Consider the following 15386-nt stretch of genomic DNA (forward strand, 5'->3'; position numbering starts at 1 on the left):
CGGGGCGTCCGTGGGAAGTCGGACAGGGTCCGGGGCCGCGGATGGAAGGGTTGCGGGATGGGCAGTCTGGTCGGACGGAACCTGCTAGCCGGAGCCGCGCCCGATATCGCGCCGCCCCCCGACGCGCCACCCAGGATGGGGTTCTTCACCGACACGTCCGTGTGCATCGGGTGCAAGGCGTGCGAGGTGGCGTGCAAGGAGTGGAACGGCGTCCCCGAGGACGGCCTGGAGTTCACCGGCATGTCCTACGACAACACGCAGGGCCTCGACGCCGACACCTGGCGGCACGTCGCGTTCATCGAGCAGGACAAGCCGATGGGCCGCGCGGAGACCGGCGCCGCCGGTGACCTTCGCTGGCTGATGGCGTCCGACGTGTGCAAGCACTGCACGCACGCCGCCTGCCTGGACGTCTGCCCGACCGGTTCGCTGTTCCGGACCGAGTTCGGCACGGTCGTCGTCCAGGAGGACATCTGCAACGGCTGCGGCTACTGCGTGCCCGCGTGCCCGTACGGCGTCATCGACCGGCGCGAGGGCGACGGCCGGGCGTGGAAGTGCACGATGTGCTACGACCGGATCGGTGTGGGCATGGAACCGGCGTGCGCGAAGGCGTGCCCCACCGAGTCCATCCAGTACGGCCCGCTCGACGAGCTGCGCGAGCGTGCCGCGCTGCGCGTCGACCAGCTGCACGACCAGGGCGTGGACGACGCGCGCCTGTACGGCCACGACCCGGACGACGGCGTCGGCGGCGACGGCGCGTTCTTCCTGCTGCTGGACGAGCCGGAGGTGTACGGGCTGCCCCCGGATCCCGTCGTCACCACCCGCGACCTGCCGTCCATGTGGCGGCACGCGGGACTCGCCGCCGCCGGGCTGCTCGGCGGGGTCGTCGCGGCCTTCGCCGTCCACGGCCGCGCGGGAGGCGGACGATGAGCGCCGGGCGTCACGACGGAAAGGGCAGGCGCCGTAAGAAGGGCGGACGCGGCGAGAAGGCCATGGTCCCGGACGCCGAGTTCACCTCCTACTACGGCAAGCCGATCCTGAACCCGCCGGTGTGGAAGGCGTCCGACGTCGCCATGTACCTGTTCCTCGGCGGCCTCGCCGGGGCCGGTTCGCTGCTGGCGGCGGGCGCGCAGCTCACCGGGCGGCCGGTGGCGGCGCGAGCGCTGAAGCTGTCCTCGCTGGCCGCGATCGGCGGGTCGACGGCCGCGCTGATCCACGACCTCGGGCGCCCCGCGCGGTTCGCCAACATGCTGCGCGTCATGAAGCCGACCTCGCCGATGAGCGTGGGTTCGTGGCTGCTGGCCGCCTACGGTCCCGCCGCCGGGGCCGCCGCCGTCCTGGACGTCACCGGCCTCTTCTCGCGCCTCGGCGGAACGGCCACCGCGAGCGCCGCGGCGTTGGGCCCGGCGGTCGCCACCTACACGGCCGTGCTGGTCGCCGACACGGCGGTGCCCGCCTGGCATGAGGGGCACCGCGAGCTGCCGTTCGTGTTCGTGGGGTCGGCCGCGGGGGCCGCGGCCGGGATGGCGCTGGTCGCGGCCCCCGTCCGCGAGACGGGACCGATGCGCACCGTGGCGGTTCTCGGCGCGGCGGTGGAACTGGCGGCGGCGAAGTCGCTGGAGCGTCGAGCCGGAATGGCCGCCGAGCCGTACAAGACGGGTAAGGCCGGCCGGTTCGTGCGCGCGGGCGAGATCCTGTCGGTCGCGGGCGCCGCCGGGGGCGCCCTGCTCGGCGGGCGTAAACGCGGCGCGGCGGCGCTCAGCGGGGCGGCGCTCCTGGCGGGCTCGGCCTGCACCCGTTTCGGGGTGTTCTACGCCGGAATGCAGTCGGCACGGGACCCGAAGTACACCGTCGTCCCGCAACGCGAACGGGTCGCCGCCGGATAGGCCCGCCGCCCGAATACTCCCGCGACGGTGGGGCAGATCACAGGAGTCGAACTCTGGATCACGTCACAAACCGTGCGCCGGATCCATCTTCTCTTAGGGGTGCCCACTCCCACGGGGCACCCGGTCGGGAAAGCTTGGGAGGCGGCATGGGCTGCGAGCCACGCCGGTTCGACCTCACGATGCTGCGCGCCGCGTACGCCGCGTTCCGCCGCGACACGGCCCGCATGGAGGCCGCCGCGATGGCGGACGGAGCGCTCACCGGTACTGCGGTCGCGAACAGCTGGGCGCTGTTCACCCGTCACTGGCGCGTCCAGGACGTCGCGGAGAAACGCACCCTCTGGGCGGTGATGGCCGCCGTGGACCTCGAACCGGTGCACGGCCCGGCGGTCTTCGACGCCATGGAGTTGCAGGCGCTGCGCGTCCTGCCGCTGATGGACGCCGTGGACGCGGCGCTGAAGCGGCGCGACCGGCTGATGTTCGCCCTGTACGCGCGGGAGCTGCGCGTGGCGGTGGGCACGCTGCTGGACTTCAAGGAGTCGGACGTCCTGCCGCTGATCCCGCACGCGCTGACGCCGTACGAGTGGGGCACGTTCGACGTCGAGTTCCGCCGCGAACTCGGCCTCCGCGGCCTGCGCGTGTTCCTGCCGTGGCTGCTCGACGGCGTGCCCGAGCCCACCCATCGCGCGGTGCTCGGGTTGCTGCCGCCGCCGATCCGGCTCGTCTACCGGACGCGCTGGCGGCCCCGCTACGAGCGTCGCAGCCGCCTCGCCGTGCCCGCCTGCTGAGCGCCGTCCGTCCCAGTTGATGGGCGTCCGTCCCAAGGTGACGGGCCCGGCCCACGTGTGACGGGCCGCACATCTTCGGCATGTCACATTCTGTCGCCGTAATTGGTCTTCATGCCTAGAGGCGCAGAGTCCCACACGGCGAGGAGTGTGACGTGGCGATGGCGGGCAACTCACGGGTCGTCGGCGACACGGGCGGGCGCAGGCCGCCCCGGTCCGTGGACGGCACCGCGCGAGCGCTCGACGAACGGTTCGGCTCGACCGGTTTCCTCCGCAAGTCCATGCGCAAGGCGTTCCCCGACCACTGGAGCTTCCTGCTCGGCGAGATCGCGATGTACTCGTTCGTGATCATCCTGTTGACCGGGGTGTTCCTCACGCTGTTCTTCAAGCCGAGCATGCACGAGGTCATCTACAACGGCTCGTACACCAAGCTCAAGGGCGTGGAGATGAGCGAGGCGTACGCCTCCACGCTCAAGATCAGCTTCGACGTGCGGGGCGGACTGTTCGTCCGGCAGCTGCACCACTGGGCGACGCTGATCTTCATGGCGGCGATCCTCATCCACCTGCTGCGCAACTTCTTCACCGGCGCGTTCCGCAAGCCGCGCGAGCTGAACTGGCTGATCGGCCTCGTGATGCTCGTCCTCGTCATGTTCAACGGGCTGTTCGGCTACTCGCTGCCGGACGACCTGCTGTCCGGCACCGGGCTGCGCGTCCTTGAGGGCATCACGCTGTCCATCCCGCTCGTCGGCACCTATGCGGTGATGTTCCTGTTCGGCGGCGAGTTCCCGGGCTCGGACGTCATCCCCCGCCTGTACGTGATCCACGTGCTGCTGATCCCGGCGCTGCTCGCCGCGCTGATCCCGCTGCACGCGATCGTGCTGACATGGCGGCAGACGCACACCCAGTTCCCGGGCAAGGGCAGCTCGAACAGGACCGTCCGCGGCTACCCGTTCTTCCCCGTCTTCATCGCCAAGACCACCGCGTTCTTCCTGTGGGTGCTCGGGGCGGCGGCGCTGCTGGCCGCGTTCGTCCAGATCAACCCCGTCTGGCTGTACGGCCCCTACGACCCGGGCGCGATCAGCTCCGGGTCGCAGCCCGACTGGTACATGGGCTGGCTGGAGGGCGGGCTGCGGATCATGCCGCCCTGGGAGATCGGCCTGTGGGGCCACACGATCTCGCTCAGCGTCGCCATCCCCGGGCTGGTGGTGCTCGGCGTGCTGATCGGCGGGCTCGCCGCGTACCCGTTCCTGGAACGCTGGGTGACCGGCGACCACGAGATCCACCATCTGCTGGACCGACCCCGCGACGTCCCGGCGCGCACCGGCCTCGGCATCGCGGGCGTCGTGTTCTACGGGGTGCTGTGGCTCGCGGGCGGCAACGACGTCATCGCCGACAAGTTCCACATCTCGCTGTACTGGACGACCTGGATCTTCCGCGTCCTGGTGTTCCTTGGACCGGTCCTCGGCTACATCATCGCCTACCGCATCTGCGTCGGCCTGCAACGCCGCGACCTCGGCATCGCCGAGCACGGGCTGGAGACAGGAATCATCCGCATGTCGCCGGACGGCCGCTTCAGCGAGGTCGAGCGGCCCATGCCGGACAAGGAGATCGCCGCGATCACCGACCCGCGTCCGGCGGCGGCGGTCCCGCTGGACGTGCCGCCGGATGTCGAGGGCGTGCAGAGCCCCCGCGCCCGAAGCGGGGTGAAACGGGTGCGCGCCGCGCTCAACCGCCGGTTCAGGGCTGACCTGGTCGCCGTCCCCGAACGGCACGGCAATGGCAACGGGAACGGCGACAGCGACCAGCACGCGATCACCGGTTCCAGCTCGGACCAGGGTTAGCCCGGCCGGGGTCAGCGCTCGAACAGGCGGCCGATGACGGGACGGGCGACGGCCACCGGGTCGTCGCCCAGCTCGTCGGCGATGGCGCCGCTCAGCCACAGGTGCGCGAAGCCGTGAACGATCGACCAGGCGGCGAGCCCGGCGTTCCGCTCGGCACCAGGGTCACCGGGTGAGACGCCGTGCACGCCCCGCGCGAGGACGCGGTCGGCGCGGGAGCGGGCGGCGGTCAGGTCCGGGTCGTCGGGTCGGTACAGCGCGGGCGTGAACATCACCTCGAAGTACGCCCGGTGGCCGACGGCGAAGCGGATGTAGGCGAGGCCGGTCTCGTGCAGGTCGTCCCCGGCGGCTTCGAGCGCGTCCGCGAACCGGGTGTAGCCTTCGGCGGCGACGGCCGTCAGCACGCCCGCCTTGTCGCCGAAGTGGTGCGCGGGCGCCGCGTGCGAGACCCCGGCGCGGCGGGCCAGCTCGCGCAGGCTCCAGTCGGCCGGGCCGCGCTCGGTGATCGCCTCGACCGCCGCCGCGACGATGGCCCGGCGCAGATCACCATGGTGATAGCTCGGCCGCTCGGTCATGCCCCGATCCTATCTTGCCATTGACAAGTTTCGCTCGCGCGCCACGCCGCCTCGCCGGGAAGTGACCGTCAGTCCGTCTCCTTCGCGAACTCGCGCAGGCCCGACAGGTCGACCACGGTGATCCGGCGCCAGCCCGTCCGGATCAGGTTCTTGCGGCGCAGCCCGTTGAGCGCGCGGGCGACCGTCTCCCGGGAGGCGTCCATCCAGCTCCCGAGCTCCTCCTGGGACAGCGGCGGGCCGATCTCGATCGACCCGTCCGGCGCGGGCGGGGCGTGCTGCGACGACAGCTCCGCCAGATCGGTCAGCAGCGCCGCGAGCCGCTGCGGGCCGCGGCTGCTCATGTGGGCCGTCAGCCGCCGGTCCGAGTCGTCCAGGCGCTGGACGAAGGTGCCGGTGACGAGCATCCACACGTCGGGGTGCTCGTCCAGGAAGCCGGTGAAGCGCGCGGCGGGCACCACCAGCCCGCGCACGGGCGACAGCGCGGTCACCGTGGCCGACCGCGTCCGGCCGCCGAGCACGGCGCTCTCGGCGATCAGGTCGCCGGGCCCCCGGACGGCCAGCACCACGTCATGGCCGTCCTCGGTGGACGAGGTCACCTTCGCCCAGCCGCGCTCGATGATGATCACGTGGTCGGACTCGTCCCCCTGGTACACCAGGGGCGTCTTCACCGGGTACTGCCGGGGGCGTCCGGACGCGCGCAGCGCCGACCGCTGCGCCGGGTCCAGCGCGGCCCAGAATCCCGGACGCGGGGAGGACGCCGCGTACGGTGCCACCAACCGCCTCCCTTACCTGCCTGAGGGCCTACCAGAACAGTAACCCGAAGTCGTCACCCGGGCACGGGACGCGCGGGCCCGCGCCAGGCCGGGGCTGGACACGACGCGGCGGAACCGTCAGCCCTCCCGGGGCGGGTCGGCCTCGATCGTCAGGGCCTCGTGGTCGAAGGACAGCAGACCGCCGATCTTGGCGGCGTCGGTGAGCGGCTCCTCGTACGACCAGGCGGCGTCGGGGGCGTCGTCCAGCGACCAGTACGTCGCCTCGCCCTTGTAGGGGCACACCGTCCGCGTGGCGCTCTCACGGAGCAGGTCGCGGCGGACGTCCTCGGCCGGGATGTAGAACCGGTTCGGCAGGCCCGTCTCCGACACCAGCGTCGGCCGGTCGGTCTCGGCGATGACCTGGCCGTCCCGCAGCACCCGGACGCGTCGCGACGACGCCCGCGCGTCGACGCGGTGGAACGGGTCGCGCAGATGGCCACGGACCTCCTCGTCCTCGTCGTACCAGGCGTCCATCGGATCCCAGTAGAACGCCATGCGACCGCGCAGCCACGCCGACTCGGGCTTCGGCTCCGGATACGCCCACACCGCGTTCTCGGCGGCCCGGTCGCCGACACGGATCGTCCAGTAGGCGGCGTCGCCCTTGAACGGGCAGTGCGTCGTCTTGTTAGTCCGTTCCAACAGATCGGTTCGCACGTCCTCCTCGGGGACGTACAACACGGGCAGCAAACCTGTCTCGTGCAACAGCTGGCCGCGCACGGTGTCCAGCACGGTCTCCCCCGCGAACCGCGCACGGACGCGGCGGGGGAAGTCGTGCATGAACAGCCGATGCTTCGGCCCGTCGATGGTGAAGTTGACCTCGTCTCCCGGCGAGCCCGCGAGCGGGCCCGGCCGCATGGTCAGCGACATGTCAGATCTCCCAACGCTCCTGTGTCTCCCATTCCCGGGGCATCGTCTCGCATGCCCCGCGCACGGGAAACGGGAACGTTCTCCGCTCACTCCGGACCGGCCGGTCGGACCGGCCGGTCCGGAGCGCGCGAAAGGGATCAGCCGTCCCGCAGGATGCCGGTGGTGGCGGCACGGTAGGCGGTCGGGGTCACGCCGTAGGCGGCGCGGAAGGCCCGGCTGAAGGCGGCGGCGTCGGGCAGCCCCCAGCGGTTCGCGATGGCGCCGATGCGCTGCGTCCCGAGGAACGGGTCGCCCAGCTCACGGCGGCAGTGTTCGAGCCTACGGGTGCGGACGTAGCGGGCGACGGTCGTGCCCGCGGGTTGGAACACCCGGTACAGCTGCCTGACGGAGATGTGGTGTGCGTCGGCGATCGTGGCGGGCGACAGCGCGGGATCGTGCAGTCGTGCCTCGATCCATTCCTTGATGGCGCGGAGCATCTCCGCCCCTTCCGGGGACGGGGAGGGGGGCGCTCCGAGCCATTCGCTGGCCGCCCCGGTCACCAGCTCGACGATGGCGCCGCCGAGATGGTGGGCGTAGGGCTCGTCCCCCGCGGCGCCGTCGGCGTCGCCGTCCTCGGCGAGGGCGCCGAGGAGGGAGGAGACGAGCCGGCCGTGCCGTGACTGTTCGGCGAGCAGGATGCCGCCGAAGGCCGCGAGACGTTCCGGCGGCAGCGGGACGGCCCGGTGCGGGATCACGACGGTGAAGATGTGGTGCGCGTCGAAACAGATCTCGACCGGGCGGGTGAGGTCGTAGAACACTACGTCACCGACACCGACGCGAGTGTGACGGCCGTTCTGGCGCAGTACGCAGGAGCCGCGCAGAACGAGACCGACTTTATAGCACTCCCTGGTGTCGTGGGCGATCTGGCGGGAGCTGCGCCGCACCACGTGCGGCGGGGCGTACACGTCTCCGGCCTCCACGGGGCCGAAGGTTCGGGCTGACAGCCGGGCCGCGAACGGCCCGGCCAGGCGGGGTTGGATATGGAAAGGACCGAAAGCCGAGGTGATCAGGTGACGCCAGTAATCGGCCTGATCTTGGGCAGGATGGTCCGAGGTGTCAACGAGCGTAGGCATGACGCTCCTCTGGTGGGCGGGCGGGGGGTCTCGGACGCCACCCGCCAGGTTTCTACGGGGCGTCATGAAGGTCAATGAGCGAGTCGGCACGAGGCTCGCCGCAGGCTTTGTCACTCGACGCCAAATGTCCGGCACGGAAACCCAAGACCAACCCCTCGTGACCGGCTTATACATGTCGCGACGCACTCCCTGGGAGCCCCGCCAGCCGGGGGCCGGAAGATCCCGTGCCGCCGGAACATCTCGAGAGGAATCCCCCCCATGCCAGAGGACGAGCAGGAACAGCTGCAATCCGGCATCAGCCGCAAGAACTTCATCGTCGCCGCGGGCATCGGCGCGCTGGCGGTCCCCACCGCCGTGTCCGTCGCGACCTCGGCGCAGGCCGAGACCCGCAGCGCCCCGACGGGCAGGCTCGAACTGACCCCGAAGTGCACCGACGGCGATGACGAGCCCACCCCGCCGCAGACGGAGGGCCCCTACTTCAGCCCGGGTTCGCCGGAGCGCTCTGACATCAGGTCCGGCAAGCCCGGCACGTACCTGACCATGAGCGGGATCGTCTACACCCAGGACTGCAAGCCGGTCGCCCACGCCCTGCTCGACTTCTGGCAGGCCGACAACGGCGGCAACTACGACAACGTCGGCTACGTGTTCCGCGGCCACCAGTTCACTGACGACCAGGGACGGTACAAGCTGACGACGATCGTGCCCGGCCTCTACCCGGGGCGCACGCGGCACATCCACGTGAAGCTCCAGCGGCCGAACGGGCGGATCCTCACGACGCAGACGTACTTCCCGAACGAGCCGCGTAACCAGACCGACACCATTTTCGACCCGCGGTTGCTGATGACGATGGGCACCGACCAGAACGGCAAGACCGCCACGATCGACTTCGTGATCAGCTGACCGGTCCCGCCGACAAGGATCCGTAGCTCCCGCGGAATCCAGTCCCCGCCTGGGCACCGGCGCGCCCCGGCGGGGACGTCCGCCCATCAGGACGTGCTCCCGACGCGCCAACCGCCGTGCTCCCGACGTGCCAACCGCAACCACGACGTGATCCGAATCCCCCACGGACCGTCAAGGGAATGGATAGTCTCCCCCCGATCACACTTGGTTGTGTAAGGGATTCTTGGGAGCACACGCCGCATGAGCGCTGGCAACAGGGCACAGGTCGTCACACGTTGGGGGGCCATCGCCTTCATGGCGGCCGCGGTCCTGACCGCCACCGCGGGCGGGTTCGCCCAGTCGTACGCGGGCCTCTACCACTGGGCCCTGGAGCACGGCCTGCGAGGCTGGAAGGCCGAGTCGTTTCCCCTGATGGTCGACCTGTTCATCATCGTGGGCGAGCTCGGGTTGTTCCTGCTGGCGGTCGACGCCTTCGTGCTGCGCCGCCGCGCCCTGCTGAGCTGGCTCGACTTCTTCCTGCCGCTGACCATCGCCCTCGCCGGGTGGACGGCCAGCCTGGTCTTCAACGTCGGCCATGTCGGCCACAAGACGTTCTCCTACCAGGCGACGGCCGCCGTCCCGCCGATCGTGTCGATGCTCGGCCTGTTCGTGCTGCTGCGGACCCTGCACCGGTATGTGGCGCGCGACAGCGAGAGCCCCGAGCCGGAGCAGCCCGCGACGCAGACGCGCGCCATCGCCGGACCCGTCACGCTGAACCAGATCACGCTGATGCCGCTGCGGAACACCGGCCCGTTCCCGCAGATCCAGGTTCCCGGCCACGCCGGGAAGGCGATCGAGCCGGGCGAGCCGTCCGGGGACGGCAAGGCCGCCACGAACGGCAAGGCCGCACCCGCGCGAGCCGCCGCCGAGAGCGCCACGCCCGCTCCCGAGCCGGAGCCCGCCCCTGAGCCCGAGTCGGAACTGGCCGTCGTCAGCGCCGCCGCGCGCGGCGGCCTCAACGGCCGCGGCTCCTACGACACGAGCCCCGCCTACGACACGAGCCCCGCCTACGACACGGCCGCCGACGAGCACGTCGCGAAGCACGCCGCCCCCGACCCGGAGACCCTGCGTTCCCTGGTCATCGAGGTCCTCGAACGCCGTCACGGCGACGTCGCCGGGACCCTCGCCGAGGTCCAGGCCGAGGGCCACGTCTGCGACGAGGCCACCATCCAGCGGATCAGCGACAACCACTGGTTCCCGTACGCGGTGTACCGGCTGCTGGCCAAGCACGCCGGTGACGGCGCGCTGGTCGCGGAGGAACTCAGGTCGCAGGGCATCTCCTACGACCAGGCGACGCTGGACGCGCTCGTCCGGTCCTGGCGCGTCTGACCCCGCCGCCAGGTCCGCGCGCGCGGGCCTTGGGGTTCCTACGACTCCCCGGACACGACCGCCGAGCCCAGCGACGCCTTGGTGATGGCATCGGCCGCGGTCCGGATGGTGGAGTTCTCGTTCAGTTCCGTCAGCGACGCCCGGTTGAGCGCGTAGATGGTGAACGAGTAGGTGTTCACCGACGACGGCGAACAGGGACCCTGGTAACCGAACAGGGAGGCGCTCCCCCGGTAGTAGATCTGCCGGGAACCCGCGGGCACCGTGGGCTTGTAGACGTGCTCCACGTTCTGCGGCAGCTCGGCCACCGTCGTGGGAATGTCGTAGATGATCCAGTGGAGCAGGCTGTTGTTGTCGAGGTCGCGCATGATGAGCGCGTAGCTCTGGACGCCGTCCGGCGCGCCCTTCCAGGCCAGCGGCGGCGACTCGTTCTTCTTGCTCGGATCGTTGTCCCCGCTGCTGGTGCATTCGTGGACCGTCGGGATCCGTCCGCCCTCGGCGAAGGCGCTGCTCGTCACCGTGAAGGCGGCGCCGGGTTCGGCCGGTGGTTCGGCGGCGGCGGGCAGTCCGGCGACGGCCACGGCGGTGGCGCCGCCCGCGGACAGGACGAGCAGGGTCGACAGCACGACTCGCTTGATGATCACGGAGGGCTCCTTGCGACAGTGGTGAGCCTGACTCCCCCGCCCCTCACTCAGTGAGCGTTGGCCGCAGCGTACGGTCATCGGCCGCCGTCCACCATGGCCTGCGGTGCCGGACGCGGGACGCTTCTTGTCCTTCCCTGCCAGATGTGGACGACATTCGCGCGGCGTCTGTCAGTAGGCGGCAGCCGTCCCACACTGGATCAGGTCGAGGAACTGGCCGCCGAGGAGGCTCTCGGGCGTGGCGACGCCGCCGAGGCAGGCGTACCGGGGCGGATCGCTCACCGAGAGCACGATGACCTGACCGACGCTGGTCATGGCTTCGGTTCCGGTTCCGCGGGTGAGTTCGGGTCTGGGTTCGGGTTCGAAGGTCCTGGTGACGCGGATCGGCTCGCCCTCGGCGAAGTCGAACAGGACGGTGGTCGGCGGGTCGCCCCTGCGCAGCACGCCGTAGCCGGTGCGGCCGTCCGGGTTCATCACGGCGGTGGTGAGGGTCGCGGCGGGGGCCGGACGGAACAGGATCCGGCCCGCGCGCAGGTCGGCGCCGTCCGCCTCGGTGTCGAGAGCGTGGACGACGGCGTCCCCGATCACGGGTTCGGCGCCCTGCCGGACGTCGCTGAGGACGTAGCCGAGCGTCCGGCCGTCACGGGCCCAGACGATCTCGCTGGCCAGCGCGGGCCCGCCGGTGCTCCAGACGCGGCGGTCGCCGGAGTCCACGTCGAGGACGGTCACCTCGGCGCGCGCCGGGAGCAATGTCTCCGTGGCGGGCACGCCGTCCGGGCAGGGGGTGGTCGTGTAGGCGAGCCTGTCGCCGTCCTGGCTCATCGCCAGGCCGCCGACGCGACCCGGGACGACGGCGTCGGTCAGTCGCCTGAGCTGCCGGACGTGGCCGTCGCGGGTGAGCTGGAAGCGGTAGAGGCGCGATTCGCACGGTTCGTTCCGGGTGGAGGCGACCAGAAACGTGTCGCCGGGTCCGGCGAGGATCGCCCGCGCCTCTCCCACGGACGGTGACGGCGGCCGCACCGCCTCGACCGGTAGGGGTGACCTCCCCTTCCGGTACCGCTCGACCCGGAACCAGGCCTCGGGCTCGGCAGACCCCGAGCTCGCGCCGAGCCGGCCCACTGTCAGCGAGAAGCGCGGCATCCGGAACTCACCGGTGGACGCGCCGGACGTGAGGGGGGCGTCGTCCGCCAGCACCTGCACCGCGACGATGGACGCCGCGACCGACACCGCCAGCGCGAGGGGGGCCGCCCAGCGCCGGATCCGCCAGGAGGCCGGTTCGCGGTCCGGGATCACTTCCTGTTCGGGCACCATCCGATGATCATGCCGTGGTGGGGGGCGTCCGTGGGCGTGTTCAGGACGATCCGGACGACACGACCGTCGCGACGGCGGCCTGCCCGAGGCTGATGCCGCCGTCGTTCGGCGGGACGCGGTGGTGGGTCAGCACGTCGAAGCCCTCGTCGGTGAGGCCGGAGACGGCGCGGTCGAGCAGGAGCATGTTCTGGAAGACGCCGCCGGAGAGCGCGACCACGCCGAGCCCGGTGGCGTCCCGAACAAGGGTCGCGGCATCCACGATCAGCGCGGCGACGCCGTTGTGGAACCGCGCCGAGATCGACGGCACGGGCACACCCGCGCGCAGATCGGCCACGACTGCTTCAACAAGGTCGCCTCCTGCCACGGTGAATGGTTCGGATCCATTGATGGATGCCGGGTAGGCGGCGGTCTCGGCGGGGTCGGCGCGCTGTTCGAGTTCGACGGCGGCCTGCCCCTCGTAGGTGACGCGGTCGCGGACGCCAAGAACGGCGGCGACGGCGTCGAACAGGCGGCCCATGCTGGACGTGAGCGGCGCGTTGACGCGGCGTCCCGCCATGGTGGCGACGGCCGACCAGCCGGATCGCCTGGCCACCGGAAGGTCGCCCGGCACCCCGTACGCGGCGGCCATCCGCCACGGTTCGCGGATCGCGGCGGCACCGCCCGGCATCGGCACCGGCTCCAGATGCCCGGCGCGTTCGAAGCCGCGCAGGTCGGCGACGAGGAACTCGCCGCCCCAGAGTGTGCCGTCCGTGCCGTAGCCGGTGCCGTCGAACGCCACGCCGATCACCGGGCCGTCCACGCCATTGTCGGCGAGGCACGACGCGATGTGCGCATGGTGGTGCTGGACGGCGACGGCAGGCAATTCCTGACCGAGCGCGTACTTGCTAGAGAGATATTCGGGGTGCGGGTCGTACGCGACCAATTCGGGTGTGATGCCGAAGAGCCTGCGGAAATGGTCGATGCCGTCCTCGAAAGCGCGGAACGTTTCGTAGTTCTCCAGGTCGCCGATATGCGGGGAGAGGAACGCCCGGCCGTCGCGGGTCAGGCAGAACGTGTTCTTCAGCTCCGCGCCACAGGCCAGCACGGAACGTCCCCGCCCTATGGGCAAAGGCTCCGGGGCGTACCCGCGCGACCGGCGCAGCGGAAGCGTCCGGCCACGGAAGGCACGCACCACCGAGTCGTCGGTCCGGGTGTGGATGGGACGGTCATGCTGAAGAAACCCGTCCGCGATGCCGCCGAGCCGTTCCAGGGCGTCGGCGTCCCGGTGGGCGATCGGCTCGTCGGACACGTTCCCACTGGTCAGCACGAGCGGCTCGGTGACGAGCAGATGGTGCAGCGGCGTGTAGGGCAGCATGAGGCCGACCGACCCGTTGCCCGGCGCGACGGCCCCGGCGAGGGACGCGCCCGGACGGCGGCGGGCCAGCACGATCGGCCGCCGGGCGCCGCTGAGCAGCGCCTCCTCGGTGCCGTCGAGATGGCAGAGCGCGCGGGCCGCCGCCAGGTCGGGGACCATGACGGCGAACGGCTTGTCCTCGCGGTGCTTGCGCGCCCGCAGCGCCGCGACCGCGCTCTCGTCGCTCGCGCGGGCCGCCAGGTGGTAGCCGCCCAGCCCCTTGACCGCGAGGACGGCGCCGTCCGCGAGCAGCTCCAGCGCGGCGGTCAGCGGATCGGCGGCGCCGCCGGGCCGCAGGTCGAGGGACGGCCCGCAGGACGGGCAGCACACGGGCTGCGCGTGGAACCGCCGGTCGGCGGGGTCGTGGTACTCGGCGGCGCACGGCCCGCACATCGCGAACCCGGCCATGGTCGTGTTGGGACGGTCGTAGGGCACGTCCGTCACGATCGTGAGGCGCGGCCCGCAGCCGGTGCAGTTGACGAACGGGTACCGGTACCGCCGGTCGGCGGGATCGCGGAGTTCGCGCAGGCAGTCGTCGCAGGTCGCCGAGTCCCAGGAGACGAGGGCGCGGCGCTCCCCCGACGGGTCGCTGCCCACGATCGTGAATCCAGGGTGCCCCCGAGGGTCGATCTCGCGGGTCGTGACGCGGTTGACGACGGCCAGCCGGGGCGGGCGCGCGCGCAGGCCGTCCAGGAAGAGCCCGACCGTGTCGGGCGCGCCCTCGACCTCGATGAACACGCCGCCCGCGTCGTTGCCGACCAGCCCGGACAGCCCGAGGCCCGTCGCGAGCCCGTGCACGAACGGGCGGAACCCGACGCCCTGCACGATGCCCTCGACGCGGACGTCCACCCTGACGTCCACGCCGCCATTGTTCCCGGCGCTCCCCCGCCAAACGGGCCGGTCAGGTCCGGTGCGTTACTGCGGGCCGCCGGTGTAGGCGGCGAGGGTCCGGTCGGCGGCGGCGCGGCAGTCGGCCTCGTCGTCGCCCGCGGCGACATGGGCGGCGAACCAGCTCTCGCCGCTCTGCCGCATGAACTCCCTGGCCTCCTCGGTGGCGATCCACTCCTTGCCGAGGTCCGTGACGTCGTCGCCGGACGGCAGGTGCAGCGCGAGGCCGACAAGTCCCAGGTCCCAGCCGATGCCGACCGCGCCGGGACCGAACTCCTCCCAGTGGTCGCTGACGTGCGCGATGTGCTCCAGTTCCAGCCGGGCCCGGCCGTCGCCCTCGGGTGTCAGCCGCACGTCGATCCAGCTTGTCTGACCGGCGAACTCCCAGGTCGCGAAGAAGCTCTTGGGCGGGTCGCAGCGTTCGATCGTCCCGCTCGCGTTGCCCTCCAGCGCGTACCGGCCGCCGAGGCGCAGGTCGCCGCTGACGGGCAGGAACCAGCGGCGGATCCGGTCGGGGCTGGTGACGGCGTCCCAGAGGTCGTCGACATCGGTGTCATAGGTCTGGGCGAGGGTCACGGTCCGGGCCGTCCCGGCCTCCAGCACCCGTTCGCCGACCCGCCGTGTCACCGCGTTGATCTGACCCGTCACTTCGATCATGGCTCGCTCCCTGCGTCGCTGTCGTCGCGGTCGTCGCGGCGGCGGGCGCGCCTTCCGCGCGCGATCTCCGTCGCCAGGGCGTCCAGATGCGGCGTCCAGTACCGGCGGAACCGGTCGAGCCAGGCGTCGATCTCCCGCAGCGGATCGGGGCCGACGGCGTACAGCCGCCGCGTCCCCTCCGCCCGCACCACCGCGAACCCGCTGTCGCGCAGCACCCGTAGATGCTGCGACACGGCGGGCTGCGAGATCCCGAACTCCTCCCGGATGATCGCCGACACCTGCCCGGACGTCCGCTCGCCGTCGGCCAGCAGCTCCAGGATCCGGCGCCGCACCGGATCACCCAGCACATCGAACGCATGCAC

15 protein-coding genes are annotated in these 15386 nt (G+C 71.5%); 6 read left to right on the forward strand and 9 right to left on the reverse strand.

All coding sequences use genetic code 11. The features are described from left to right. Nucleotides 1–135: 135 nt before the first annotated feature. From ABD808_RS08630 to qcrB, 4 genes are all read left to right on the forward strand, one after another. Nucleotides 136–927, forward strand: coding sequence for a 4Fe-4S dicluster domain-containing protein (locus ABD808_RS08630; RefSeq protein WP_344892910.1), 792 nt, complete (start codon nt 136–138; stop codon nt 925–927). Further along, a complete protein-coding gene (gene nrfD / locus ABD808_RS08635; protein WP_344892487.1) occupies nt 924–1883 on the forward strand; it encodes an NrfD/PsrC family molybdoenzyme membrane anchor subunit in 960 nt (319 codons plus the stop codon). The genes ABD808_RS08630 and nrfD overlap by 4 nt, the downstream gene beginning before the upstream one ends. Nucleotides 1884–2029: 146 nt before the next feature. Next, nucleotides 2030–2668: a hypothetical protein gene (locus ABD808_RS08640; RefSeq protein WP_344892490.1), complete on the forward strand. Its 639-nt coding sequence runs from the start codon at nt 2030–2032 to the stop codon at nt 2666–2668. A 158-nt stretch (nt 2669–2826) separates the two neighbouring features. Continuing rightward, nucleotides 2827–4506: a cytochrome bc1 complex cytochrome b subunit gene (qcrB, locus tag ABD808_RS08645; RefSeq protein ID WP_344892493.1), complete on the forward strand. Its 1680-nt coding sequence runs from the start codon at nt 2827–2829 to the stop codon at nt 4504–4506. 11 nt (nt 4507–4517) lie between these two features. On the opposite strand, the gene ABD808_RS08650 is transcribed toward qcrB, so the two are convergent. The 4 genes from ABD808_RS08650 to ABD808_RS08665 form a co-directional block, all read right to left on the reverse strand. Then, on the reverse strand, nt 4518–5078 hold the full coding sequence (locus ABD808_RS08650; protein ID WP_344892496.1) for a TetR/AcrR family transcriptional regulator: 561 nt from the start codon (nt 5076–5078) through the stop codon (nt 4518–4520). Between the two features lie 68 nt (nt 5079–5146). Next, entirely contained in the window at nt 5147–5851 is a 705-nt protein-coding gene (locus ABD808_RS08655) for a Crp/Fnr family transcriptional regulator (RefSeq protein ID WP_344892499.1), read from the reverse strand. Between the two features lie 117 nt (nt 5852–5968). After that, nucleotides 5969–6757 carry a DUF427 domain-containing protein gene (locus ABD808_RS08660; protein WP_344892502.1) on the reverse strand — a complete coding sequence of 263 codons (789 nt, stop codon included), beginning with the start codon at nt 6755–6757 and terminating at the stop codon, nt 5969–5971. A 137-nt stretch (nt 6758–6894) separates the two neighbouring features. Next, complete coding sequence (locus ABD808_RS08665) at nt 6895–7869, reverse strand: AraC-like ligand-binding domain-containing protein (protein WP_344892505.1); 975 nt, start codon at nt 7867–7869, stop codon at nt 6895–6897. Nucleotides 7870–8127: 258 nt separating this feature from the next. Here ABD808_RS08665 and ABD808_RS08670 point away from each other — a divergent pair, with 258 nt between their 5' ends. Then, nucleotides 8128–8769 carry a dioxygenase family protein gene (locus tag ABD808_RS08670; RefSeq protein WP_344892508.1) on the forward strand — a complete coding sequence of 214 codons (642 nt, stop codon included), beginning with the start codon at nt 8128–8130 and terminating at the stop codon, nt 8767–8769. A gap of 240 nt (nt 8770–9009) precedes the next feature. Beyond that, complete coding sequence (locus ABD808_RS08675; RefSeq protein WP_344892511.1) at nt 9010–10137, forward strand: DUF2637 domain-containing protein; 1128 nt, start codon at nt 9010–9012, stop codon at nt 10135–10137. 38 nt (nt 10138–10175) lie between these two features. Here ABD808_RS08675 and ABD808_RS08680 read toward each other — a convergent pair whose 3' ends face one another. From ABD808_RS08680 to ABD808_RS08700, 5 genes are all read right to left on the reverse strand, one after another. Continuing rightward, a complete protein-coding gene (locus ABD808_RS08680) occupies nt 10176–10778 on the reverse strand; it encodes a YbhB/YbcL family Raf kinase inhibitor-like protein (RefSeq protein WP_344892514.1) in 603 nt (200 codons plus the stop codon). A 168-nt stretch (nt 10779–10946) separates the two neighbouring features. Continuing rightward, entirely contained in the window at nt 10947–12086 is a 1140-nt protein-coding gene (locus ABD808_RS08685; protein ID WP_344892517.1) for a hypothetical protein, read from the reverse strand. A gap of 40 nt (nt 12087–12126) precedes the next feature. Continuing rightward, nucleotides 12127–14340, reverse strand: a complete 2214-nt coding sequence (gene hypF / locus ABD808_RS08690) for a carbamoyltransferase HypF (protein WP_344892520.1) — start codon at nt 14338–14340, stop codon at nt 12127–12129. Between the two features lie 54 nt (nt 14341–14394). After that, on the reverse strand, nt 14395–15024 hold the full coding sequence (locus ABD808_RS08695) for an SRPBCC family protein (RefSeq protein ID WP_344892523.1): 630 nt from the start codon (nt 15022–15024) through the stop codon (nt 14395–14397). Further along, nucleotides 15021–15386 (reverse strand): ArsR/SmtB family transcription factor, encoded by a 366-nt coding sequence (locus tag ABD808_RS08700; protein ID WP_344892526.1) that lies wholly within the window; start codon nt 15384–15386, stop codon nt 15021–15023. Before ABD808_RS08700 ends, ABD808_RS08695 begins: the two co-directional genes overlap by 4 nt.

Origin of the sequence: Actinomadura meridiana, from assembly GCF_039537545.1 — a bacterium.
Lineage (GTDB): Bacteria > Actinomycetota > Actinomycetes > Streptosporangiales > Streptosporangiaceae > Spirillospora > Spirillospora meridiana.